The following is a 24,825-nucleotide window of genomic DNA, read 5'->3' as shown; positions in this document are numbered from 1 at the left end:
CAATTAGTTATACCTAACGAGAATAACGATTTCATGATTACAATCTTAGTGATAAGGAAGGTAAAAATGAGTAATCAACAAACTAGCACAGACGTAATCTTAATTGGTGCAGGAATTATGAGTGCGACTTTGGGCTCATTGTTAAAAGAATTAGAGACAGATTGGAATATTAAAGTTTTTGAGAAGCTCAGCAAGTCCGGAGAGGAAAGCTCCAATGAGTGGAACAATGCAGGAACCGGACACTCTGCCCTCTGTGAGCTGAACTACACCCCGGAACAAGCAGATGGATCGATTGACATTCGGAAAGCCATAAAAATTAATGAACAGTTTCAGGTATCCAAACAGTTCTGGTCTTATCTTGTCAACCAGAATCGGATTCAGCATCCACAGGAATTTATTCAGCCCCTCCCACATATGAGTTTGGTGCATGGAGAGCAGAATGTATCCTTTTTGAAGAAACGTTTTAAAGCGCTGTCAAAAAATCCGTTATTTGAGGGCATGGAATTTTCTGATGACCCGGAAAAATTAAAGGATTGGATTCCGGTGATTATGGATGACCGTACAGCCGATGAGCCGATAGCGGCAACCAAAATGGATTCGGGAACGGATGTGAATTTTGGAGCCCTGACCCGTAAATTATTTAACCACTTAGAGACTCAAGGGGTTGAAGTGAATTACGGACATAGTGTCAAAGATATAAAGCGTACCCAGGACGGCCGATGGGAGCTTAAGGTAAAAAACCACAATAACGGCAATGTGGAGCATCATACAGCAAAATTCATTTTTGTTGGAGGTGGAGGAGGAAGTCTCCATTTACTGCAAAAATCCGGCATTCCAGAGGGCAAGGGAATTGGCGGCTTCCCTGTAAGCGGTCTGTTTATGGTGTGTAACAATCCTGATGTGATAGACAGGCATTATGCCAAAGTCTATGGCAAAGCAAAGGTTGGGGCACCTCCCATGTCGGTTCCGCACCTGGATACCAGATTTATAGACAACAAGAGATCCCTTTTATTTGGACCCTTTGCCGGCTTTTCGCCAAAGTTTTTGAAAACGGGTTCATTGCTGGATCTCTTCACGTCGATCAAACCGCACAATTTATTTACTATGCTGGCTGCAGGTGTGAAAAACTTCCCGTTAACCAAGTACCTGATTCAGCAGGTGCTGTTAACGAAAGAAAGACGTATGGAAGAGCTAAGAGAGTTTATCCCGGATGCTCAGTCTGATGATTGGGATTTGGTCGTCGCCGGCCAGCGTGTACAAGTCATCAAGGATACGGAGGAAAAAGGAAAAGGAACTCTTCAATTTGGTACCGAGGTCGTCAGTGCCGAAGATGGTTCCATTGCTGCATTGCTTGGAGCTTCCCCAGGTGCATCCACGGCTGTTCACGTCATGCTTGAGGTCATTCAAAAATGTTTCCCTGAGCAGCTGGAGGAATGGGAGCCAAAAATAAAAGAAATGATCCCGTCCTATGGGGAATCCTTAATGGACAACCCTGAGCTGCTGCGTGAGGTTCGGTCTACAGCAAATGAGGCTCTTCATCTTGAAAGAACAGAAGCGTATATGGCGAATTAAACTAATAAAGATGATAAATTTAATAAAAGACTATTAGATGTATTAGATGAGAATAGGATACAAGAAGAGTCGTTGATGACTCAAGAAGAAAGAGGAATTAATCAAGCAGGATTAGCTCCTCTTTCTGTTTAATTAATTAGTAGCCATTCAAAGCTATTTTGCATAGAAGGAGGGACACTAATGTCAAATGTTTCAATTTGGTGTTAGCTGGATTCGACCATATACAGTGCATAATGATCACCAAACTTGGTACGGTGCTAATCCAACGATAATGTCTTCCTTATAAAGAGAAGATAAGAGTACAGGAACCATTACTGGCCCGTGAGTTATTCAATTAACGAAGCAGGTATTTGTAAGGCGTATTGCAATTATAAATATTAGTATTAACTTTCAAATTTGTTCAGCTACTAAAGCGTTTGAAATAGCTGTTATCACTAGTATGAAAAAGAGAGATAAAAGCTCCCACTGACACTCAGTGAGAGCTTTTGTTCATAATGGAATGGATGTGTTGACGCACAGTTGCTGCGTTATAATTCACATATATATTTATGGGAATTTATGATACTCGGTCCTCATCATCAATTTCATCTTCATTAATAATATCCTGCTGTATTTTCTTCTCGTCCTGTAGATCCCCAAGAGCATTGAAGATTCTTCTTCTTTCCACAGGGAGTGATCCTTCTTTGGACTCTTTTAGCAGGGATTTAACCAGGGCGTAGATCATGAAGAACATGATTATCATAAATGGAAATCCGCCTAGAACAGAAGCGGTCTGCAGTGAGCTTAAGCCCCCGGCAAGAAGCAGAACCGCAGCAAAGGCTCCTTCCAGTACGCCCCATGTAACCCTTAAGCCGATTGGAGGCTGAGGGTTTCCTTTTGATGTCAGCATTCCAATAACATAGGTTCCAGAGTCTGAAGAAGTTACGAAAAAGACGGCTACTGAAATCATGGCAATGGCAATCAGCAAGCCTGAGAAAGGAAACTCTGATAATAAGGCAAAGAATCCTTGGGCTTCGTCGATTTTAACCGCATCCAGGATATTAAATTCTCCAAAATGCTGTCCCCATAGAGCCGCACCGCCGAATACACCGAACCAGACCATACTTACGGCTGTTGGAACGAGTAAGACACCGATGGAAAAGCTGCGGATCGTGCGCCCTCTGGAGACCCGGGCGATAAAGGAACCAACAAATGGTGCCCACGCAATCCACCAGGCCCAATAGAAAATGGTCCAGCTGTTATACCAGCCTTCCGCGCCTTCTCCTGCTGCATCGATTCCAAATGACATCTGAAGGAAATTCTGCAGGTAGCTTCCGGTTGAATGAGTAATGGCATTTAAAATGAATACAGTTGGTCCTAAGATCAGGATAAATACCATGAGCAATCCGGCGACACTCAGGTTAATTTGACTTAACCATTTAATCCCTTTATCAATGCCCGATGTGGTTGATAAGATTGCCAGGGCAGTAACTACGACCACAATAATGAGCCATAATCCGGTCGTATTTGGAATGCCGAACAGATTCTCAAGCCCCTGACCAATTTGCATAACACCTAAACCAAGTGAAGTGGAGATTCCCAGCAATGTGGCCAGAACTCCAATAATGTTCACGGTGTTTCCAATCGGTCCATTTATTTTGTCGCGTCCAATCAGTGGTTCTAAGGTTGAGCTTAGCATCATTGGCAGTCCCTTACGATAGCTGAAGTAGGCAAGAGAACAGGCTACCACGGCGTAAATGGCCCATGGGTGAATACCCCAATGGAAAAAGGAATACTGTAATGCCATATGCACAGCATCAGCTGTTCCTCCTTCACCGTATGGGGGCCAGTCATAATGGTTTATCGGCTCTGAGACTCCCCAGAAAAGAAGTCCAATCCCCATTCCTGCACTAAATAACATGGCAAACCAGGCACCGGTCGAATACATAGGTTCTTCATCATCATCTCCAAGCCTGATTTGACCAAGCGGACTGATAATTAAAGCAATAGCAGCGATAACGAATGCGCTGGCTCCTAAAATAAATGACCAGCCAAGGTTTGTTGCCATCCAATTAAACGTTGCATCCATATATTTACCGAAATCAGGCAATGTAATGCCGATTACAACAAATAAAACGGCTAATACCAGTGATATAATAAAAACAGGAGTCTTTAAAGCTTCTCTAAATGAACGTAATCCTTTTTGTCTCCTTTGTTGTTCAGACATAGTTGCCTCCTTATAATGTAAATGTTCAACCTTAGAAAGATAACGAATAAACAGGCATAAAGACAAATGCGGAAAATAGATGAATATGGCTATTTGTGCGTAAATGGCCAATATAGTTAAAAATATATTGTTATATCGGAAAATATAGACTTATTTCGACGGATTCCTTTATTTAAACCAAAAGACTTTTTGCAGATTTAAATTGTGAATACCTGAGCAAAATAGCGTAACCATGGGGTTTTGGGCCCTCCTGAATTCTAAAGGGGCGATCAGGGTTCAACCTCTGAAAATAATTGTTTTGACTTAAGAAAAAATCTCTTCAATCGCCTAATATAGCCCCATTTATGGCAAATATATACTTAAAAGTAAGATAACAGCATGTAGGTAGTTGTTATAGATTAAAGGCAGATCAATCATGAATCTTATAGACGAGAAAGCAATGACAGGATCGATTTCTACTATCTATCAACAAACACACAAACAAAATCTATCGACATAGAATAGCATATAGTAACTCAGATAAAGGAGAGGCAGAATGTCCCGTGAACTTTGTATGCTTTTAGAGAAGACCCCTTCAGGTACTTTAATTGAGGAATTGATGATGAATGGAGAAGATGTGTCAAGAGTGGACGAAATTTTAAAATAATCAGTGTGGAGGAGGTCATAGGAAGGCGGGTAAAAACGGTAAGGGTAAGAAAAGATGATTCATAGAGCCTTTATGATGACGGTGATCGTAGTTCGGCAGCATACAGAAGGATTCAATCACACAGAAAGGAGTGCGGCATGTCATGCATAGCACTCCTTTTTAAAATATCATCAATTACATATTGGAATAAACATAGTCATAGCAGTCGCATTTCATTCAAATGTCCATTTAATTACAAATCGCTTATTCTGAAAGTCTCTCCCAAATTATAGCCTATCCAGCCCCCGATAAAGGGGAATGCACTCAAGGGAAACTCCAATCTTACAGAGTCATAATCCATCACAAACAGGAACACTGTCAAAATAGTGGTTATTGCACTGATGGCGATGGCGAGGAGTGTAATCATTGTGCTAAAGAGGAGATTTGTAAGGTGTATTTGTTCGAGGCCATGTTTTAAAAGAATAAAACGTCAGGGGATGAAGACCATATCTAAGCAGATAGACTCCATACAGCAATCCTCCTGAAAATAGAAGGAATGACAGAAATGAAATCATCGTATACCTCCTTCCTGAGACGAAGGAAGAGGATGGAAAGAGAGAAAATAGAGTTGAAAGAGACATCCCCTCATATAGGGGATGTCCCACTTTTTGAGCAAGCTATGCCGCGGTCTGTTTTCGTCCATGGATTTTCGTGATCATATTGGCCAGCTGGTTAACAAATGGCAGGGCAATCAGGGAGCTTAAAACGTTAAAGAGTGCGCTGATGTGGGCGACCTGTACATCCGGCTGTGTGGCCAGCATTGTACCCACATGGGCAAGAACTCCGATGAATGGGAAGAACGCGATGACTCCGAAAACGTTTATCCAGATATGGGACCAGGCGGTAAGTCTTGCTTCTCTTCCCCCTGCTATAGAGGCAAGCCATGCGTCAATACAGGTTCCAATATTGGCCCCTAATACAATGGCGACAGCTGTATCAAGATTCAAAACCCCTGCAGCAATGAAGCCCATCGTAATTCCTGTTGTCGCTGTACTGGATTGAATGACAGCTGTCAGAATGGCTCCGGTTAACACAGCATACAGGCGATTGTTGTCCAGGGACAGGAATAACTGATCTATGAATGCCATTTCTGTAATTGGAGCTGCAAGCATTTTGAAGTTCCAGATGGCACCAAATACGGCCGATAATCCGAGTAAAGCCAGGCCGGTGTTCCTTATCGTGTCTCTTTTTATGAGCAGGAAAATGGCTCCGATTGCTGCCATAGGGATAATCATGGCGTTAATGTCCAGAGCTATGATCTCTGTTGTAACGGTGTTCCCGATATTTGCACCGAGGATAATTCCAATCGATTGACTGAAGGTAAGCATATTTCTTGCGACAAGACCGACGACAATAATGGATACGGCAGAGCTGCTCTGCAGTATGGCTGTTACCACGGTCCCCAGCAGGGGTCCCTTCCATGGAGAATCGGTCAGTTTTGCAAGCCAAGTTTTCAGTTTATCGGCTGACATGTTGAAAAGACCAGTTCTTACCAGATACATTCCTAATAAAAATACACCTAATGTCAGGATAAATAGCAAGGTCTGAATCAATTTCTCACCTTCTTTCTTTGGCTTGTAAAAAAGAAAAAGGAGGTGAAGCGTAAATAGGATCGCTGTGAAATAGATAGAGTAGGACCAGGAGATTCCTACTCTATAATGAGAAAGGAGTGATTTAATTTTCTTTATTTCTATTTAATCCTTTATGCGCCTGGCAGACTCCTGCACAGCAAAAACAGGCTTCGGAGCAGGACGTGCCTTGACATTTTCGGGCTCAGGCTGAGTACTGGTCCCGTTGGTAAAGGTATTCAGTACTTTTTGATTTTGACGATGCATGGCCATTCTTATGACATAGACCTCATACATAAACAAACCTGCAACTAAGGTATAAAGAAGAACATCGATCACAGTTTCACCCCCTTTAGTCATCACTATATGAAAATACAAGGGACATGCTTGGGTCAGGTATAAGAGAAAAAATAGAATTGCGCAGAAAACTAGTAAATCTAATAGATTTTAAAAGGAGTGGGAGTCATCCTGTTATGAGCTGCCACAATCGAATAAGGTGGGTAGGGTTGAGGAAAATGAGCGGTAAGGGCAGTACGTACGTTTACGTTTTTTAAATAAATTCCATGGATGCTGTTTTAGGCAGAAATAGGGTTCCGTGATGCAATGTGATATAATTCCAAATGATGAAATTTGTGTATTAGGTGGTTTCTATATGCTTTCGTTTTTAAAAAAGCTTGCAGAAAATCTGTTTCCCGGTTATTTTGCCTTTATTATGGCAACAGGAGCCCTATCCATCGGTTCCTTTTTGCTCGAAATGGTCTGGATTTCTAAAACCTTGCTTTATATTAATACCGGAGCCTATGTGGTTTTATGGATCCTTACATTATTAAGAGTGATTTATTATTTTCCAAAATTCAAAGCCGATATGATGAGCCATACTCTTGGTCCGGGGTTTTTTACTTTAGTGGCAGGGACCAACGTCTTTGGAAGTCAGCTGGTTGTAGTTGCCGGGCTTTCTTCGGTGGCTATCTACTTATGGATTTTTGCTATTGTTTTATGGGTCGTCATTATGTATAACTTCTTTACAGCCGTAACTATACGAAAAAATAAGCCGTCCATCGCCAAGGGCATTAATGGGGCCTGGCTGATTGCTACGGTGGCCACCCAATCCCTTTCCATCTTAGGGACCCTTCTTTCGCCAAGTATTGAAGATGGACGGGACATCCTTCTGTTTTTTACGTTATGCATGTATTTTTTAGGGTGTATGCTATATTTAAATATTATTACCCTGATTTTCTACCGATTTACGTTTGTGGACTTCAGGTATGATTCTCTTTCACCTCCTTATTGGATCAATATGGGGGCAGTTGCCATTACAACACTGGCGGGATCAACTCTTATTCTTCATGCGAACGAATGGGCCCTGCTTGATGAGATTACGCCCTTTTTAAAGGGATTTACCTTGTTCTTCTGGATTACTGGCACATGGTGGATTCCCTTATTGTTTATTCTCATGATCTGGAAGCATTTCTATCATCGGGACCCGTTAAAATATGATCCGCAATACTGGGGGATGGTGTTCCCGCTTTCTATGTACACAACAAGTACCTTTCAATTATCGCAGGCTATTGAAGTTTCCTTTTTAACGGTTATCCCCGGATTTTTTGTGTATATTGCCATTAGCGCATGGATCATTGTTTTTGCAGGAATGCTCCATCGTCTCTATGGACGTATGCGGACCCATTTTAGCTGGTGACCTGTGCAATGAGTGGACAGCAGATAGATAAGTCCCATAAAATATTAGATAAAACTATCCATTAGAAAGAGATACATATGAATCGATTAAAGATTTTCTTGAAAAAGTATCAGAAGCCTATCGTTCAGATATTTAGTGTGATCGGGTTTGCCATCATTATCGGGATTGGAATTTTCGTGATTAAAAGTGACTTTTTTGGAAATCCGGAAAGGGTGCGGGATTGGATCTCAGGATTTGGCAGTGTCGCACCGCTTCTTTTTCTGGCACTAACCTTTATTCAGGTGGTTATTCCCGTGCTGCCGGGCAATGTGACAACGGTTGTCGGTGTGATGTTATTTGGAATTGGCCTCGGGTCTGTTTTAAATGTTGTGGGGATCTTTTTGGGGTCACTGGCAAACTTCTGGCTTGCCAGAAAATATGGTCGAGCCTTTGCCCGTTATTTTGTTAAGGATGAGACGTATGAAAAATATATTGGATGGGTCAATGAGGGAAAACGGTTTGAGCGGTTCTTTGCCATTTCCATGGTATTTCCCGGCTTTCCTGATGATTTTATCTGTCTGATTGCCGGACTCACCAAAATGACGCTGAAGAAATTCATCTTTTATTTTCTTCTGTGTAAGCCGATTACGTTAACACTGTATACACTGGTTCCCTTATATGGGATGAATTATTTGTATGAGCTCCTGCAGTTTTAGATTAATCCCTCCATGATTACGGTGTTAGGTTAATTAATGTATAATCATAATTAGAAAGGAGGGAATTTCGTGATAAATCAAAAAATCGTTCCCCATCTATGGTTTAACCAGGAAGCACAAGAAGCTGCGGAATTTTATACATCCATATTTCCCAATTCAGACATCACCAATAACACAACAGTACGTAACACCCCATCTGGAAATAGCGATGTCGTTTCATTTGATATTGCAGGTTATTCATTCATGGCCATCAATGGAGGCCCACATTTTCAATTCACCCCATCGATTTCTTTTTTTGTTAATTTTGATCCTTCAAGAGACGAGAATGCCAGGGAAAATTTAGACCAGCTCTGGGAAAAACTCTCTCAAGGCGGCACACCGTTAATGCCACTTCAAGAATACCCATTTAGTAAACGCTATGGATGGATACAGGATAAGTACGGGTTGACATGGCAGTTAATCCTCACGAACCCAGATGGCGAGGAACGACCATTTATTGTACCTTCCATGTTGTTTGTTCAAGATGTTTGCGGAAAGGCAGAAGAAGCCAGTGACTTTTATCTGTCTATTTTCAACGATTCAAAACGAGGGGAGATGGCTCGTTATCCTGCTGGCATGGAACCAGACAAAGAAGGGACAATGATGTACACAGACTTTATGCTTGAGAATCAATGGTTCACCGCAATGGACAGTGCGCATCAACATGACTTTAATTTTAATGAAGCTATTTCGTTGTTAGTTCGATGTGAAAATCAAGAGGAGATCGATTATTACTTCGAAAAACTATCCTCAGATCCAGAAGCTGAACAATGTGGTTGGTTAAAAGATAAGTATGGAGTCTCCTGGCAAGTCTGGCCAGTAGTGATGGGAGAAATGATGGCAAATGCGACGGACGAACAGATGGATCGATTAACAAAAGCCTTTCTCCAAATGAAAAAATTTGATATAGAAAAATTAGTAGAAGCATATCAAGGTAAGTAATCATTCTCCTACTTCGAAAATGATTGATACTAATATAGGGAGTACTATTAATGGAGTTAGTCTTCGTCCCGCGGTAAATGATTTGAGAAGAATTCAAATTCGATACAACTAAAAGCAAAAAACAAGGGACAGCCTCTTGTTTTTTGCTTTCTTCAAGATAGTTATTTTTGCTATATTCTCCGATAAATACTATAAATCAAGGGCATACTAACCCATATTAGAACTGGGAGGGATTAATATGGGAACAAATCGGAATTCATTGTCCGTTTATGCTCTTGGTGGATTAAATGAAATTGGGAAAAATATGTACGCCATCGAATATGGCAACGATATTGTACTGATTGATTGTGGGAATAAGTTTCCTGATGAGACGTTATTAGGCATTGATTTAATTATACCGGATATGTCTTACATTATAGAAAATCAGAGCCGAGTGCGTGCGCTAATACTTACACACGGGCATGAGGATCACATTGGAGGAGTCCCTTTTTTCTTGAAAACCATAAATGTGCCCGTGTATGCGACACGGTTCACACTGGGGCTTGTTGAAATCAAATTAAAGGAACATCGGCTTTTACGAGAAAGTGAATTAATTGAAATCCATTCCGATTCAGAAGTTCAAATTGGCGACATGGAGATAAGCTTTTTCAAAGTGAACCATAGCATTCCGGATTGTTTAGGGATTGTCTTTAACATGCCAGAAGGAACGATCGTACATACGGGGGACTTCAAATTTGATTTGACCCCTGCGAACAATGAACGACCAGATATTCACAAAATGGCTAACATCGGCAACAAAGGGGTTCTGCTTCTATTGTCCGAAAGCACCAATGCTGAGCGACCAGGCTATACACCTTCTGAACAAATGGTAGGGAAAAATTTAGAACAGATATTTACACAAGCAAAACGAAAAGTCATTGTATCCACGTTCGCTTCCAATATTAGTCGGATCCAACAGGTTGTCGATGCTGCTGAGAAAACCAATCGAAAACTAGCTTTACTAGGTCGGTCGATGATGAATGTTGTAAAGGTTGCGATGGACCGCGGCTATTTAGTTATTCCAAAATGGATGTTAATTGAAGCTCGTGATATTGATGAGTTGCCTCCAGAAAGGGTAACTATTTTATGCACTGGGAGCCAAGGAGAGGCCCTGGCAGCCCTTAGTCGCCTGTCCACTGGTAACTTTCGCGATGTAGAGATCTTACCCGAGGATACGGTCATCCTTGCCGCCGGTCCGATCCCAGGGAATGAAAAGAATGTAACCAGTATTGTCGACAACCTCTATAAACTTGGAGCCCATGTGATTTATGGTTCAGGAAGCAGCTCAGGCATGCACGTTTCAGGTCATGGCTATCAAGAAGATTTACGACTCATGCTAACCTTGATGAAGCCAAAATACTTCATACCCATTCATGGTGAACACCGAATGCTACATCATCACCGAATGCTCGCAGAATCGGTAGGGATTGAAAAAGGCAACACCTTTATTTTGAAAAATGGGGATGTTGTCGATATTGAGCATTCCATTGCCCGCAGCACGAGAAACATCCCGAGCGGTGACACTTATGTGGATGGAGTAGATGTAGGAGATATGGAATTTGTATTAAGAGACCGTAAACAAATTTCAGAGGAAGGAATGCTCATGGCGATTATCCCAATAAATAAACACGATAAAAAACTACTCTCAGATCCCGAATTTATTTCCCGTGGATTCGTCGATCAAAACTTCACAGAGCTTAGAAAGGGAATGAATCGAATTACAAAAGAAACCATTAACGAGCTGCGTGATACAGATAGAGGATCATGGAATCTCATAAAAAAACGGGTAAAAAGGTCTCTTGCTAAATATGTAAAACAACATACGAAGAAAGAACCAATGATTGTTCCGATATTGATGGATATTTAAATTATAAATATTTGGGGTCAGTCTGTCACACGGCACTTGGGATTCACAAGATATTACATTTGTTAGTTGATTGTGAAGTTGTGTACTTAAAGTAAAGGGAGTGTTAGTTGAAAAAGGAAAACCATGCTAAAGGGACTTAGAAAAATTCCTAAGTCCCTTTTAAATGTGAATTTAGTGTGAATTCCTTTGTGAATTTCTTTATACAAACATATTAATGACTAACACACCGACAAGTCCGACAACGGAAATGATGGTTTCTAAGAATGTCCAGGTGGCAAAGGTTTCTTTTACACTTAAACCGAAGAATTCCTTGAACATCCAGAAGCCTGCGTCGTTTACGTGAGAGGCGATTAAGCTTCCGGCACCAGTTGCAAGAACCATCAAGGCTGGATCCACAGCGCTTCCCTGCATGAGCGGGATAACCAGACCGGCTGTTGTTAACGCTGCGACAGTTGCCGAACCAAGCGCAATTCTCAGGATAGCGGCAATCAGCCAGGCAAGAACTAATGGTGACATTTGGGTGTCGGCAAATAGATTAGCTACGGCATCGCCAACTCCGCCATCAATGAGTACTTGTTTCAGTACACCGCCACCACCAATGATCAGGAGCATCATACCGATGGCACGGATGGATTCTTCGGCTGAAGTCATGACTTGCTTCATTGGAATGTTTCGCTGTACTCCCATTGTATAGATCGCTAAGAGTACGGAAATGAGTAATGCTGCTGTTGGCTGACCAATGAGATGAATAATATCAAACAATAGATTATCTGAAACGTTTCCAAGATCCTGTACTAAATCAACAATGGTTGTAAGCGCCATTAAAATAACTGGGAATAAGGAAGTTAAGACACTGATACCAAAGCCAGGTGTATTTTCAATTTTAAAGGATTTTGATTCTCCAATAGCTGTCATGTCTCCAGTTTTATTAAAGGAGTCTGGTGTAATTTTCTGTGCCAGTTTTGTGAATAAAGGTCCTGCGATAATTACTGTAGGAATCGCGATAATAATACCATAAATTAATACCATTCCAATATTTGCTTCATACTGCTGTGCAATAACGGTTGGGCCCGGGTGTGGTGGTAAAAATCCGTGAGTCACCGATAATGCAGCTGTCATTGGAATTCCTAGATATAAAGGTGATACTTTAAGTTCTTTAGCAATTTGATAAACAATAGGAATTAATAGAACGAGTCCAACTTCAAAGAATAGCGCAATACCAATAATAAAGGAAGCGATTACAACTGCCCACTGAATTCGTTTCTCTCCAAACTTGTCAATTAAGGTAATCGCAATGCGCTGGGCACCACCTGCATCAGCGACTAATCGGCCCAGGATTGCACCAAAGCCAAAGATTAAAGCGATACTGCCGAGTGTTGCGCCCATCCCCGATTCGATCGATGACACAATTTCATCAAGGGGCATTCCCAGAGCCAGAGCAACAAGAAATGCCGTGATAATTAAGGAAATAAACGTATTGATTTGCAGCTTGGTGATAAGAAGTAATAAAACCCCTACTCCTAATGCGACGATAATTAGTGGAAAAATATTTTCAAACATGTTTCCTCTCTCCCATCTTGGTTGTTTATATGTCTGTTTCTAATCCAGTTCTGATTGATAGTCCGCAATCTGTTCATACACGTTGGTCAGAGAGCGGGAGATATTGATAAACGTAGGCATCAGTTTTCGATATTCTTTAACGTGATCAGGATTTGGCTCGTGCTGGTGAGTAGAACCAATGTAATCCTCAACGACATTAAAGGAATCAATTTCATTAAGTGCGTAGAGACCTAATAAGCAGGCTCCCAGACAGGATGATTCATAGCTTTCCGGAATGACAACATTCTGATCAAATACATCCGCAAGCATTTGCCGCCATAATTCGGATTTGGCAAAGCCTCCTGTTGCCTTGATGGCTGTTACAGGTGTGTCCATTGCTTCGGTTAAGGCCAGGAACACGGTATAAAGGTTGTAAATGACGCCTTCCAAAGCGGCACGGACCATGTGCTCTTTTTTATGATTTAAGGTAAGTCCGATAAAGGATCCGCGCACATTAGAATTCCATAGCGGTGCCCTTTCTCCGGACAGGAAGGGGTGGAAAACCAGCCCGTTGGATCCAGGCTTTACCCTTTCTGCAATTTCAGTAAGGACATCATAAGGATCAATGCCTAAGCGTTTGGCTGTCTCCACTTCACTGTCGGCTAATTCATCCCGTATCCATCGGAAGACAATCCCGCCATTATTGACTGGCCCGCCAATCACCCAATGATCCTCGGTCAGTGCATAGCAGAAGGTACGTCCTTTTGGATCCGTGTGAGGCTTTGGAATAACGGTTCGAATCGCACCACTTGTCCCGATGGTAACCGCCACTTCCCCTTCCTTAATGGCGTTTACTCCAATATTGGATAGGACTCCATCACTGGCACCGATGATAAACAGGGTTTCTGGTAAAATTCCCATCTGTTCCGCATAGGATTCATTACAGCCGGTAAAGATTTCCTTTGTGGATACCAGGCGGGAAAGCTTGTCCGCTGAAATCCCGGCCACTTTTAACGCCTCTTCGTCCCAGGAAAGCCTCTTAAGGTTAAACAGCCCCATGGCGGAAGCGAGGGAGTAGTCAACGGCGTAATCGTTGAACAATTTATAAAAAACATATTCCTTAATCCCGATATATTTTTTCGTCTTTTTCGCGAGCTCTGGTTTGTCATGTTCTATCCAGGTAATCTTGCTTAAAGGTGACATGGGGTGGATAGGTGTTCCGGTTCTTCGGTAAATGTCGTGTCCGTTCATGTCTTCCTTAATTTTTTTAGCCCATTTGGAGCTTCTGTTATCCGCCCAGGTGATGCACTGTGTTAACGGCTGATCATTTTCATCAATGGCAATTAAACTGTGCATGGCGCTGCTAAAGGAAATAAAAGAAAGGTATTCAGGATTTATCCTGGACTTTTTCATTACATTTCCAATGGAGAGCAGAACGGCCTGAAAAATTTCTTCCGGGTCCTGTTCCGCCGTATTGATATCAGGCGTATATAGTTCGTAGCCATTGTTTTCTTCAGCGATTATTTCACCTGATTTTTGATATAAAACCGCTTTCGTACTTGTGGTACCAATATCTACGCCAAGCATATACTGTGGTTTATTCATGGTAGTCACTCGCTCTCTTTAAGTATTCCGGGTTGTGCCATAGCCCTTCTGACTGCTTCTGAACATCATTAAAGTTCTTGTAGAAGGCTTCTTCAACCAATTGTTCATCCTTTTTCTCGATGGCCTGAATGAACAGTTCGTGATTGGCAATGACCCGTTCAAAATCCTCGTAGTTTTCCTGCATACGATGTCTCATATCCAGTAACACCAGACATTCTACAACCGGTTTCAAATTTGCCCAGAGAATGCCGATATGCCTGTGCTGAATCGATGTGATAATGGTTTCGTGAAACTCTATATCCTTAAAGGTAAATTCAGTGGCATCTTTATATTTAATCGCAATTTTCATCATCTCTAATATCTTCTGCAATTCAAGAATGAGCTGCTGATTGTCTTTATTTAGGATTCTGCGAAAGACAAAGGATTCAATCATCAGTCTTACATCATAGATTTCCTCGATGTCCTTCTCGGTTATCCCGATGACTTCAGCACCCATTTTTTTCAGTTCAATTAAATCTTCTTTCTCAAGCAGCTTTAGTGCATCCCTAATAGGTGATCGGCTAACCTGATATTCTTTGGATAATTGGTTTTCAGATAATAGGGTCTCTTTTTCAATATCATTGGAGATAATGCGCATTCTCAGATCAGCGGCAACTCTCTCCCCCATTGAAGAAGAGCCAAGTCTTTGCTCAGGATAGAACGCTTTCAAATAAATCCACCCTCTTTCAAGTGCAATACTTGTTTAACTTGTATACAAGTATATTAGCACGAGCATTACGAAATGTAAACCCTTTCTTTTTTGGTGCCTGTCACCACCCGAATTTTGTCGAATATTCGGTATGAAGGCCAAATGAAGAAGGAAATGCTGGAGGGTGTCCTTCATAATACGAATGAAGACCCTAATACAGGCTATATTCCGGTAAAATGGTCCTCATCATGTTGATCAAAGGATGATTTGAAATTTTATGGTAAAATAAGCTGGACAATGTTCTTCAACAGAAGCAGTTTAGTTTAATAAGCAATTACTGGATTCCATCTTATTTTCATTGTAAATTTACTTAAATAAACAAGTAATCATAGAGAACTTTTGGGGGAGTGGATAAATATTATAAAAGCTGTTGTGTTTGACTTAGATGGAACTTTATTAAACCGAGATGCCTCAGTAAAATTTTTTATTGAAAAGCAATACCAACGACTAAATAAATGGCTAAATCATATTCCAAAGGATAATTACATAACAAGATTTACTGAACTTGATGACAGGGGTCAAGTTTGGAAGGATAAAGTTTACCAACAATTAGTGGATGAATTTGACATCACAGGTCTGACGTGGGAAGACTTACTTCAAGACTATATCAATCAATTTAAGAAAAGTTGTGTTCCTTTCTCCAATCTCATTAGTACACTAGATAAATTAACGAATAGTAATATTATTCTTGGAATGATTACGAATGGTAAAGGGCAATTCCAACTGGATAATATTAAGGCTTTAGGCATTGAGAAATACTTTCACACAATCCTTATATCCGGATGGGAAGGAATGAAAAAGCCTGAACCACAAATATTTTTTAAAGCCTTAGAAAAATTAAATGTTTCTCCTGCCGAGAGTATATATGTTGGCGACCATCCAGATAAAGATATAAAGGCCGCTCAAAATGTAGGAATGAAAGCTGTTTGGAAAAAAGACCATCAATGGGAAAATGTTAAAGCAGATTTCATAGTGGAAGGTTTGGAAGAGGTACCTTTAGCTGTGATGGGAAAGAAAACTTGTCAAAACAAAGCGTGGTGAATTTGAAATATTTATAAAAGGTGAAGGTAAACCTCTGTGTATTACCCACCATTATAGATTGTGAAGATAAACAATAAAAGTAAACGATCACTTTACCTTTACAAGTAAATCAATAACATCTCAGCAACAGGGCACAAACCCTGAATAAAATGGTTTGCGTCTAATTTTGTATAAAAATGAATTGGCCACTTCAAGATGTACCTTAAGGGGTAGCAAGAAATCTTTCGTATTAATTGAACTAAGCTTTATTTAGTCTAATTATACCATCATAAATTTCTTCTTCACTCAATCCCCCAAAACCAAGTAAAATTATAGGGTGTTCAGTATTACGTACATCAATCCAATATTTTGATGTTGGATAGACTTTAACTTCATTTGTCATGGCAGTTTCAATTAATTCCTCTTCACTCATATTGGTTTTTACCTCTAACAAAATGTGTAATCCAGATCGACTACCGACTACTCTAACTTTGTTACCCATAACATTTTTAAGTTCTTTTTGGTGGGACTAAGGAACAAAAGTTCATAATGTCCATATATTGAACTATCTGTCCTCAATACAATTAATTAACGGATATAAAAGAAAGAAGAGCATCAAATTGTATAACAATTCAATGCTCCATGAATCGTGGAGTCCTCATAACCCAACTCCCTGGAAAATCCAGTTAACCCCTTTCAATCCCATTCAAAAGGCGTTTCCTGATAGACATAATAATTGAGCCAGTTTGTAAACAGCAGGTGGGCGTGTGATCGCCAGCGATGGAGGGGTTTTTGGTTTGGGTCATCTCCGGGATAGTAGTTTTCAGGAATATCGGCCTCTAAGCCCCGCTTCGTATCCCGTTTGTATTCATCGCCGAGTGTGCGTGCGTCATATTCTAAGTGACCGGTAATCATCACATGCTTTTCATCCTTTGATAAGATGAGAAAAGGTTCGTTATGTTCAGAAACAGACAGTGTGAGTAAGTCGTCTGATGCTTCAACTTCCTCTAAAGACGTACTGGTATATCTGGAATGAGGAGCCAGAAATTCCTCGTCAAAGCCCCGCACCAGTTCTACAGTTGGATTTTGAACGTAATGCCGGTAGACGCCGGTACATTTCTTAGGCAGCTCAAATTTTCCGATTCCATAGTGATAATAAAGAGCAGCCTGTGCACCCCAGCAAATGTGTAAGACAGAGGTAACATGCGTTTTCGACCATTCCATAATTTCCGTCAGCTCTTCCCAGTAATCCACCTCTTCAAAAGGCAGTTGTTCAATAGGTGCGCCTGTAATAATCATGCCATCAAATTTTTTGTCCTTAATATTATCAAAGGTGTTATAAAACTGATTTAGATGCGATGCCTCAACGTTTTTTGATTTATGTGTAGCTGTATGAAGGAAGGTGATGGATACCTGCAAGGGTGAGTTCCCCAATAAACGGAGAAGCTGAGTTTCAGTTCGTTCCTTATCCGGCATGAGATTCATAATTACAATTTTAAGCGGACGAATGTCCTGCGTGTGAGCTCGTTCCAGATCCATGACGAAAATGTTTTCCTCTTCAAGGATACCACGTGCTGGCAGCTGCTTTGGTATATTAATTGGCATGTTGTTCCCCCTTTTATGTAATTCATGTATATATATTCTAAAGGATAGCGCAGAATATTTCATTGTATAAAATTCGGAAAATTATAAAAGGCCATTCTGTTGGGGTTTTTGTGTGTTTTAGAATACTTTTGGGCTAAGTCAAATGGGGAAATTTCGTTTATTTAATGGATGAAGGCCACCCACCCCCAGGCACGCGGGTAAAATGGCCTTCACGAGTATATTTTTTATCTTGTACACGCGAAACCCATCATTCATTTTCCTCCTCAAGTTCCACCAGTTTATTCGTAATCAACTCTTCCTCCTCCTCGGCAATTTCGCTGGTGATGATCCCTTCACTTAGTAAGTGGTCAATCACCTCGTGCTGTGCATAGAGGGAATGGCGCTGTAACACATTTCTTTGCTGTTCTTTCAGGTTTGGGTATTTTTCAAAAAGCTCCTTGATTTTATCCTGTAATTCCTCGAGATTCTGCTCATAGTAATCGACGAGCTCTTTGGCGACCGTTTCACTGATTAACAGTTTATTTTTTACCTTCTCGACTTCATCAATCGCGGTTTCATAGCGGTGGCCTCTTGCAATGAGTTTTCGATAATCCTCATAGCCCTTTTCTTTTTCCTTTACACCCAGAAGAGATATGAGCGGTTTAATGGTTAGTCCCTGTATCACTAATGAAAATAGAACCACGCTGAAGGCCATAATTAAAATTTCGTCACGGCCGGCAAAATCTCTTGGAAGACTTAAAACAAGCGCAATGGATATGGATCCTCGTAAACCGCCCCAATTGAGAATGTGCTTCCAGGGGTTGGGGAAATTACTTATGAACAAGAGACTGCCATATACGGCAACACTTCTGGCGATGAGGACAATGAGAATAGCAAGGAAAATCATCCACCATTTATCTGCTACATTTATTCTTGTGATTTCTAATCCGACCATTAAAAAAACAAGGGAGTTGGCCAGTAGTGCCGCGACGTCCCAGAAGTTATTAATATTTAATCTGGTAGTCGGGCTCATGCCAATTTTTGTCCCATAATTCCCCAGAACAAGGGCGGAAACCACAACAGCAATGACCCCTGATGCATGAAAGGTTTCTGCGAGCAAATATGCTCCATAAAAAAGAATAATGCTGAAAATAATTTCTAACGGATAATCATCGAAGTACTTCGTTATTTTGGAAAATCCATACCCGAGCGCTCCGCCAATAATCAACCCGAGTGAAACCACTTTTACAAATTCCCAGACACCTAAACCTAACCCTTCAAAGCCAAGATCCAGATAGGTTAACAGGGAAAAGGCGGATATGTTAAATAACACAACAGCCAGACCGTCATTTATTAAGCTTTCTCCCTCAATGACGGTAGACAGCCGTTTATGAACACCCACACTTTTAAAAATAGATAAAACACTGACCGGATCTGTCGCACTTAAAACAGCTGCAAACACAAATGCAGCGGGAATGGAGATGTCCATAAGCCATAAAGATAAAAAGCCAATCACAATAAAGGATAAAAGCGTTCCACCAAAGGCTAAAGCCAAAATAGGATTTTTATTTTCTTCTAAATGGGAAAAAGGCAGCTTCAATGCGGCTTCCCCTAATAATGCAGGTAAAAAGAGAGTAAGAATGACAAAATTAAAGATTTCTCCTTCAGTAATTAATTCAATAAGTGGCTCGAGAATCGGGATATGAAAAAGACCGATGATGGTCCCAACAATCACGAGTGCAATTGGATAGGGCCTTTCAAACTTTTTAGCAATCGCTGTAATGCCGGCTGCAATCATGATGAGAATGAGACCAAGCTCAAATATATGATGTAAATCGAGTCCATGCATGAGGCTGTTCCTCCTTTATTACGGTTATCTGCATTTTCATCATCTTGTTATGTTTCCCAAATTATTAAAAAGATTTCATAGGGATGTACATGGAGTACGGTTAAAAAACTCTGAATCTTTATGTCCTGCGTGTTATACTCTTTTTGAGAAAAAGTAAAGGAGCGTAGCCATTGCGTCTATTTAACGTGATTAAAAATGAGAAAAAATATTGGCTGGTTGATCAAATTCAAAAGGGTAATATTGATCAAGCGCAATACAAAGAGCAATTGTCACAGATTTTACAGCAGTGGAAGGAGGAACGGGCCGGCTTTCTATCGTTGCTGATGGATGAAGCCTATGAGGAATGGCTGCTGAATAACCCTTTTCAAAAGGTTTCTACAATTGTGGAGTACACAAGAGACCTTGAAGGATTGCCGAGGATTCATAATGAGATATCGTATGCCTGTCTTTCTGATGGGAAAATCAGTGAGGATGAATACAAGCGATTATATGGTTTGTGCAGAAGTGGCTCCGCTAATAAAAATGATCTCCAGGAAAATATGGATGAGGTGCTGGATTCGGTAAAAAAGGAATTAGGCCCAAATTGGAAGGACCATTGCTATTATTTTACGAAAGATCATGATTATTTAGGGATTGCGATTCCTCACATTGAGATGGGAACCAAGGATGAGGGAAGACTGTTTTATTTTGGTGTGGTTCCTGATAAAAGGTCTCAGGGAGTTGGTAAGGAACTGCATAAAGGTGCTTTAGAAATCCTCCGAACGTTTGGTGCCAAAAAATATGTGGGAAGTACGGACATTCATAATGAGGCTATGATCACGATTTTTCTGAAAAACTGCTGTCGCCTGCGGGATCGTAAGGGGATTTATCGAATAGATATAGAAACGACCAACGGATAACTATATTTTATAAAAAATACATTTACAGTTTTCTAAAAGTTTTGTATATTAGGTTAGTAATCTTTTGAATCGACATGAAACGTTCGTATTCGACATACAAAATTTCATCATGGGAGGATCATCATGAAACAGACCCTGGCAACCAGAGAAGTATTTGCCTTAGGATTTTTTATGTTAGCTTTATTTTTAGGTGCGGGAAATATCATTTTTCCTCCTTTACTGGGTCAGCAGGCAGGTGAGTCCCTGTGGCCGGCGATATCAGGCTTTCTTGTAACTGGTGTTGGCCTTCCGCTTGTTGCGATTATTACCGTTTCCATGGCCGGCAACCTAGACAGGCTCTCACAAAGAGTTCATCCGTTTTTTCAGGTTGTATTTCCATTTGTGATTTATTTGGCTATTGGGCCGTTTTTCGGCATTCCGCGTACGGCTACGGTTGCCTATGAAGTGGGAGTCCTGCCTTTCTTATCTGAAAACAGCTCGCTTATTTTATTTATATCGACCTTTGTGTTTTTCAGCTTAACCTATTTATTAGCTCTCAATCCGGCTAAGCTTGTAGATCGAATCGGGAAAATGATTACACCATTATTATTGCTGTTAATTGTCCTGGTTGCGATTCGAGGTTTCGCTTCACCGCCGGGACCTGTGGGTGAGGCAACCGGAAAATATTTAGATAAGGCTTTTTCAAGCGGTTTTCTTGAGGGATATCTAACGATGGATGCCATTGCCGCTCTGGTATTTGGCTTGGTCGTTATTAATCGGATTAAAGACAAAGGAATTACTGATGTTTCAAACATACGGTCCTACACAGTTAAGGCGGGGCTTATCGCAGGAGTAGGACTGTCCTTTGTTTATCTTTCTTTGGCCTTTATCGGAGCGACAAGTGTAAGTGCAACAGGCGTCCAGGATAATGGAGGTTCGATCCTTACAAATGTTACGTCCCTTTTCTTCGGACCCACAGGGATGGTCATTTTAGCACTTGTGATTACCTTTGCTTGTTTAACCACGTCCATTGGGCTTGTCTCGGCCTGTGGGGAGTTTATAAATGAACGATTTGAAAAGATTCCATACAAAGTGGTTATTGCGATTATTTGTTTATTCAGTTTTACCATGGCAAATCTGGGATTAACCCAGCTCATTGCGGTTTCATTACCTGTGTTGACAATGATTTACCCGATAGCTATTGTGATAATCATTTTATCCATTATGAACTCGATAAAAGCCATGCCTCGAATTGTATTTTCAGGTGCTATTATTGGAGCAGGTCTCATCAGTCTTTATGATGGTCTGGCAGCAGCAGGCTTAAAGATGGTAAGCATAAAAAATCTTTTATCCTATCTGCCTCTGTTTGAATATGGTGCAGGCTGGGTTCTGCCAAGTGTGGCGGGAGCACTAATCGCACTTATCATTCATGGAGCAGGAGTGTTATTCAACATTCGAAAACAGCCGTATATGGAGTAGGAAAAGCGAAGGCGACCGGTTAGGCCTGGGAGCCGCAGCTGGACAGAGAAAAACGAAGGCGACTGTTTTAGGTCATGCGGGATAAGACGAACACCTGGAGCGGCATGACTTTGGCCACGGAATGGCTTTGGCTTATATCCGCCTTGACCTAGGAGCCGTAGCAGGACAATAGAAAAGCGAGGGATTAACCCTCGCTTTGTTATTTAGAAATATAAACCGTAGCTATTTATAATAATTCATCTGGAGTGTAATATTCACATTGAAGTTTTTTAAAATCCTTTTGATTCCAGGTTAAGATAGCGAGGTTATTAGTGGATTTACTAGCAATTAAGGCGTCAGCAAAATCAACATTTTTAACCGAGTATATTTTCAAAGCATTGATAATGTGGTCTTCCTCTGGTTCTACATTTTCTGATTCAATAATATCTAACAAATATTCGGTTATTTTATGTTTTTCCAGCTTATAAAAAGACTTAAGCAGCCAGCAGCATTCAGCAATTACCACAGTTGGAATGACTAAAGTTAATTCATTTTTTTCAACCTTCTCAGCAAGTTTTACAATCGTGCTAAATTTAACCGGGTCATCCTTCACGAGCAATCTTATAAGGACGTTTGTATCGACTAAATATTTACTCATGTTCGATATCCTCTGACAAAATGTGTTCAGATGCTTTCTTATGAGCAACTTTTCTCATTTTTTCAAGATCAATTTCCTCTTCAGAAGTTATTTTTCCTATGGCCTGACTTAATAATTTTTTCTTAACCGGTTTGATTCGTACTTCATCGTCTTCAATTAAAAACTTAACTTGATCCCCTTCATCTACACCCAACTGGTCTCTTAGTTCTTTTGGTATAGTGATTTGTCCTTTACTTGTCATTTTCCCACTTATTAATTCCAATTGAACCTCACCTCTTACAATCAAAATAAGTATTACATTAATTATAAGTATTACATTATATCTTTGCAACTTACTAATCAATAGAAGCGAAATCACTATAGTCTGAAAAGGCATGCTTACAACCGCTTGGACCTGGGAGCCGCAGTTGGAGAAACGGGCACTTCCGCCTTTGTTCTTGCCTATCTTTCTCTATTAAGGGACAATCATGCACTCCAAATCTCTTATTCTCTCATAGTTTATTAATGAAACAAGAAGAGGAGGGATAAGAGTGTTTGGCTATTCGATGATTCAAATGGTGCGTCAGTATGCCAATAAAATGGAACGGCCTTTACGTGAAGAATTAATTCATCTATATAAACCTTTTAAATATACGCCTTGCTTTTTGCATCAGGCTTTTGAGAACCGGCTCAAGCGATCAAAGAAACTGCCGGTCATTATCCAGTTTGATCCTGATGCTTATGATGCAGGGTGTCATGAGGTAAAGAAAATTGCAAACCGACATGGGAAGAATAAAGTGAATAAGTATTTTTCCCGAATATCCTGCTGTTCCGCGGATGTTACCCCTAATAGTTTAGAAGAGATGCTGACCAGCTGTAAGCATATTAAAAAGGTCTATAAAAATAAACGGGTGCATGCACTGCTGGATGTTGCGGTGGAATCTGCAAATGCCAGAAATGTTGTGCGGAATGGTTCACAGCTGACAGGAAAGGGTACAAAAATTGCCATTGTAGATACAGGTATTTACCCTCATCAGGATTTATCAGGGCGAATTACAGATTTCGTTGATTTTGTTAATGATGAGTCAGATCCCTATGACGATAATGGTCACGGGACCCACTGTGCAGGCGATGCTGCCGGAAATGGTTCTGCATCCTCATCTCAGTACAGGGGGCCGGCACCGGAAGCAAGCTTAGCAGGTGTGAAAGTTCTGGATAGTATGGGGTCAGGTTCGCTTGATACGATTATGGATGGAATTGATTGGTGTATTTCATATAATGAAATGAACCCTGATAGCAAAATTGATGTTATGAGTATGTCACTTGGTACATCTGCACAGGATTACGGAAATGAAGATCAGGATCCCATGGTACAAATGGTGGAAGAGGCGTGGAGAAAAGGAATTACTGTTGTGGTCGCGGCCGGCAACAGCGGACCGGACCGCCAGACGATTTCGAGTCCAGGCATTAGCGATCGGGTCATTACCGTTGGAGCCCTGGATGACCGCAATACAGCAAATACCCGGAGTGATGATGAAATAGCCAGTTTTTCCAGCAGAGGCCCGACTATCTATGGTGAGGAGAAGCCTGATATAGTAGCCCCTGGAGCCGATATTATTTCTCTCCGCTCCCCAAACTCCTATTTAGATAAGCTGCAACCATCCAACCGTGTAGGAGAAAATTATTTTACGTTGTCAGGCACCTCGATGGCCACGCCGATTTGTGCAGGAGTGGTCAGCCTGATGCTTCAAAATAATCCTGGTTTAACACCGGATCAAGTGAAGGAATTGTTAAAGACGAATACGACGCACTGGGATAATCGGGATCCTAATGTCTATGGCGCCGGTTATATAAATGCGGAAAATGCGATTCCGGAATCCTGAAAAGTGTAGAGAGGGAGGGAGTCGTCAGGCACTCCCTCCTTGTTTTGATGCTGGAGGAGAAGTAGATTAATAATTGCTGAAGTGGATTGAATGATATAATTTTGGCTCATATAAAGGGAAGTCGGATTAAATAAGGGGATTTATGCTGAATATGAGTATAACAGGTTTTAATCTATAAATTTCGGCGTAATTCTTCTAAAAACAGGAAGGAACTCTTCTTATATACATCAAAATACGATAGAGGGATTCCCCATTTTTTGCAGAAATTATAAAAAAGAAAAAGGAGATAAAACGCCATTGATTCTCCATTTTCCT

At 40.9% G+C, this 24,825-nt stretch carries 20 protein-coding genes; 9 read left to right on the top strand and 11 right to left on the bottom strand.

The annotated features are described in order from the left end of the window. Nucleotides 1-33: 33 nt before the first annotated feature. The gene (locus ABD006_RS06515; protein ID WP_343838944.1) at nt 34-1,572 is read left to right on the top strand and encodes a malate:quinone oxidoreductase; all 1,539 of its coding nucleotides are present in this window, start codon (nt 34-36) and stop codon (nt 1,570-1,572) included. Between the two features lie 556 nt (nt 1,573-2,128). On the opposite strand, the gene ABD006_RS06510 is transcribed toward ABD006_RS06515, so the two are convergent. The 3 genes from ABD006_RS06510 to ABD006_RS06500 form a co-directional block, all read right to left on the bottom strand. Beyond that, nucleotides 2,129-3,778 carry a BCCT family transporter gene (locus ABD006_RS06510; RefSeq protein ID WP_343838942.1) on the bottom strand — a complete coding sequence of 550 codons (1,650 nt, stop codon included), beginning with the start codon at nt 3,776-3,778 and terminating at the stop codon, nt 2,129-2,131. A gap of 1,302 nt (nt 3,779-5,080) precedes the next feature. After that, the gene (locus ABD006_RS06505) at nt 5,081-6,016 is read right to left on the bottom strand and encodes a Na/Pi symporter (RefSeq protein ID WP_343838940.1); all 936 of its coding nucleotides are present in this window, start codon (nt 6,014-6,016) and stop codon (nt 5,081-5,083) included. 141 nt (nt 6,017-6,157) lie between these two features. Continuing rightward, entirely contained in the window at nt 6,158-6,370 is a 213-nt protein-coding gene (locus ABD006_RS06500) for a hypothetical protein (RefSeq protein ID WP_343838938.1), read from the bottom strand. 313 nt (nt 6,371-6,683) lie between these two features. On the opposite strand from ABD006_RS06500, the gene ABD006_RS06495 reads away from it, so the two are divergent. The 4 genes from ABD006_RS06495 (at nt 6,684) to ABD006_RS06480 (ending at nt 11,309) form a co-directional block, all read left to right on the top strand. Further along, complete coding sequence (locus tag ABD006_RS06495; protein ID WP_343838936.1) at nt 6,684-7,727, top strand: tellurite resistance/C4-dicarboxylate transporter family protein; 1,044 nt, start codon at nt 6,684-6,686, stop codon at nt 7,725-7,727. A gap of 77 nt (nt 7,728-7,804) precedes the next feature. Further along, the gene (locus tag ABD006_RS06490; protein WP_343838934.1) at nt 7,805-8,422 is read left to right on the top strand and encodes a TVP38/TMEM64 family protein; all 618 of its coding nucleotides are present in this window, start codon (nt 7,805-7,807) and stop codon (nt 8,420-8,422) included. A gap of 72 nt (nt 8,423-8,494) precedes the next feature. After that, complete coding sequence (locus ABD006_RS06485; RefSeq protein WP_425542198.1) at nt 8,495-9,403, top strand: VOC family protein; 909 nt, start codon at nt 8,495-8,497, stop codon at nt 9,401-9,403. Between the two features lie 238 nt (nt 9,404-9,641). Next, on the top strand, nt 9,642-11,309 hold the full coding sequence (locus ABD006_RS06480; RefSeq protein ID WP_343838930.1) for a ribonuclease J: 1,668 nt from the start codon (nt 9,642-9,644) through the stop codon (nt 11,307-11,309). A 198-nt stretch (nt 11,310-11,507) separates the two neighbouring features. Here the strand turns inward: ABD006_RS06480 and ABD006_RS06475 are convergent, their stop codons facing one another. From ABD006_RS06475 to ABD006_RS06465, 3 genes are read right to left on the bottom strand one after another with little or no spacing between them, the layout of a single operon-like run. Beyond that, a complete protein-coding gene (locus ABD006_RS06475; RefSeq protein WP_343838928.1) occupies nt 11,508-12,869 on the bottom strand; it encodes a gluconate:H+ symporter in 1,362 nt (453 codons plus the stop codon). A 39-nt stretch (nt 12,870-12,908) separates the two neighbouring features. After that, entirely contained in the window at nt 12,909-14,453 is a 1,545-nt protein-coding gene (gene gntK / locus ABD006_RS06470) for a gluconokinase (RefSeq protein ID WP_343838926.1), read from the bottom strand. Next, nucleotides 14,446-15,120, bottom strand: coding sequence for a GntR family transcriptional regulator (locus ABD006_RS06465; protein WP_343839041.1), 675 nt, complete (start codon nt 15,118-15,120; stop codon nt 14,446-14,448). Before ABD006_RS06465 ends, gntK begins: the two co-directional genes overlap by 8 nt. Nucleotides 15,121-15,558: 438 nt before the next feature. Here ABD006_RS06465 and ABD006_RS06460 point away from each other — a divergent pair, with 438 nt between their 5' ends. Beyond that, entirely contained in the window at nt 15,559-16,242 is a 684-nt protein-coding gene (locus ABD006_RS06460; protein WP_343839039.1) for an HAD family hydrolase, read from the top strand. Nucleotides 16,243-16,480: 238 nt separating this feature from the next. Here the strand turns inward: ABD006_RS06460 and ABD006_RS06450 are convergent, their stop codons facing one another. From ABD006_RS06450 to ABD006_RS06440, 3 genes are all read right to left on the bottom strand, one after another. Then, on the bottom strand, nt 16,481-16,723 hold the full coding sequence (locus ABD006_RS06450) for a hypothetical protein (RefSeq protein ID WP_343838924.1): 243 nt from the start codon (nt 16,721-16,723) through the stop codon (nt 16,481-16,483). A 194-nt stretch (nt 16,724-16,917) separates the two neighbouring features. Next, nucleotides 16,918-17,826, bottom strand: a complete 909-nt coding sequence (metA, locus tag ABD006_RS06445) for a homoserine O-acetyltransferase MetA (RefSeq protein WP_343838922.1) — start codon at nt 17,824-17,826, stop codon at nt 16,918-16,920. Between the two features lie 247 nt (nt 17,827-18,073). Further along, nucleotides 18,074-19,654 (bottom strand): Na+/H+ antiporter, encoded by a 1,581-nt coding sequence (locus tag ABD006_RS06440; RefSeq protein WP_343838920.1) that lies wholly within the window; start codon nt 19,652-19,654, stop codon nt 18,074-18,076. Nucleotides 19,655-19,824: 170 nt separating this feature from the next. On the opposite strand from ABD006_RS06440, the gene ABD006_RS06435 reads away from it, so the two are divergent. Both ABD006_RS06435 and brnQ read left to right on the top strand, forming a co-directional pair. Then, the gene (locus ABD006_RS06435) at nt 19,825-20,553 is read left to right on the top strand and encodes a GNAT family N-acetyltransferase (protein ID WP_343838918.1); all 729 of its coding nucleotides are present in this window, start codon (nt 19,825-19,827) and stop codon (nt 20,551-20,553) included. Between the two features lie 123 nt (nt 20,554-20,676). After that, the gene (gene brnQ / locus ABD006_RS06430; RefSeq protein ID WP_343838916.1) at nt 20,677-22,011 is read left to right on the top strand and encodes a branched-chain amino acid transport system II carrier protein; all 1,335 of its coding nucleotides are present in this window, start codon (nt 20,677-20,679) and stop codon (nt 22,009-22,011) included. A 226-nt stretch (nt 22,012-22,237) separates the two neighbouring features. Here the strand turns inward: brnQ and ABD006_RS06425 are convergent, their stop codons facing one another. Both ABD006_RS06425 and ABD006_RS06420 read right to left on the bottom strand, forming a co-directional pair. Continuing rightward, nucleotides 22,238-22,648: a type II toxin-antitoxin system VapC family toxin gene (locus ABD006_RS06425; RefSeq protein WP_343838914.1), complete on the bottom strand. Its 411-nt coding sequence runs from the start codon at nt 22,646-22,648 to the stop codon at nt 22,238-22,240. Continuing rightward, complete coding sequence (locus ABD006_RS06420; RefSeq protein WP_343838912.1) at nt 22,641-22,934, bottom strand: AbrB/MazE/SpoVT family DNA-binding domain-containing protein; 294 nt, start codon at nt 22,932-22,934, stop codon at nt 22,641-22,643. Before ABD006_RS06420 ends, ABD006_RS06425 begins: the two co-directional genes overlap by 8 nt. A gap of 244 nt (nt 22,935-23,178) precedes the next feature. On the opposite strand from ABD006_RS06420, the gene ABD006_RS06415 reads away from it, so the two are divergent. Further along, nucleotides 23,179-24,510: a S8 family peptidase gene (locus tag ABD006_RS06415; RefSeq protein WP_343838910.1), complete on the top strand. Its 1,332-nt coding sequence runs from the start codon at nt 23,179-23,181 to the stop codon at nt 24,508-24,510. The last annotated feature ends 315 nt before the right edge of the window (nt 24,511-24,825 follow it).

It is taken from the genome of Salinibacillus aidingensis, from assembly GCF_039522525.1.
GTDB classification, from domain to species: Bacteria; Bacillota; Bacilli; order Bacillales; family Alkalibacillaceae; genus Salinibacillus; species Salinibacillus aidingensis.
The sequence above is the reverse complement of the archived record's forward strand: the minus strand, read 5'-3'. Positions and strand labels throughout refer to the sequence as shown.

Excerpts from the sequence above, each read along its gene's own strand:
- ABD006_RS06510 (WP_343838942.1), bottom strand. The coding sequence starts at position 3,778 with ATGTCTGAACAACAAAGGAGACAAAAAGGATTACGTTCATTTAGAGAA.
- gntK (WP_343838926.1), bottom strand. The coding sequence starts at position 14,453 with ATGAATAAACCACAGTATATGCTTGGCGTAGATATTGGTACCACAAGT.
- ABD006_RS06515 (WP_343838944.1), top strand. The coding sequence starts at position 34 with ATGATTACAATCTTAGTGATAAGGAAGGTAAAAATGAGTAATCAACAA.
- ABD006_RS06490 (WP_343838934.1), top strand. The coding sequence starts at position 7,805 with ATGAATCGATTAAAGATTTTCTTGAAAAAGTATCAGAAGCCTATCGTT.
- ABD006_RS06480 (WP_343838930.1), top strand. The coding sequence starts at position 9,642 with ATGGGAACAAATCGGAATTCATTGTCCGTTTATGCTCTTGGTGGATTA.
- ABD006_RS06440 (WP_343838920.1), bottom strand. The coding sequence starts at position 19,654 with ATGCATGGACTCGATTTACATCATATATTTGAGCTTGGTCTCATTCTC.
- metA (WP_343838922.1), bottom strand. The coding sequence starts at position 17,826 with ATGCCAATTAATATACCAAAGCAGCTGCCAGCACGTGGTATCCTTGAA.
- ABD006_RS06450 (WP_343838924.1), bottom strand. The coding sequence starts at position 16,723 with ATGGGTAACAAAGTTAGAGTAGTCGGTAGTCGATCTGGATTACACATT.
- ABD006_RS06465 (WP_343839041.1), bottom strand. The coding sequence starts at position 15,120 with ATGGGGGAGAGAGTTGCCGCTGATCTGAGAATGCGCATTATCTCCAAT.
- brnQ (WP_343838916.1), top strand. The coding sequence starts at position 20,677 with ATGAAACAGACCCTGGCAACCAGAGAAGTATTTGCCTTAGGATTTTTT.
- ABD006_RS06495 (WP_343838936.1), top strand. The coding sequence starts at position 6,684 with ATGCTTTCGTTTTTAAAAAAGCTTGCAGAAAATCTGTTTCCCGGTTAT.
- ABD006_RS06425 (WP_343838914.1), bottom strand. The coding sequence starts at position 22,648 with ATGAGTAAATATTTAGTCGATACAAACGTCCTTATAAGATTGCTCGTG.
- ABD006_RS06475 (WP_343838928.1), bottom strand. The coding sequence starts at position 12,869 with ATGTTTGAAAATATTTTTCCACTAATTATCGTCGCATTAGGAGTAGGG.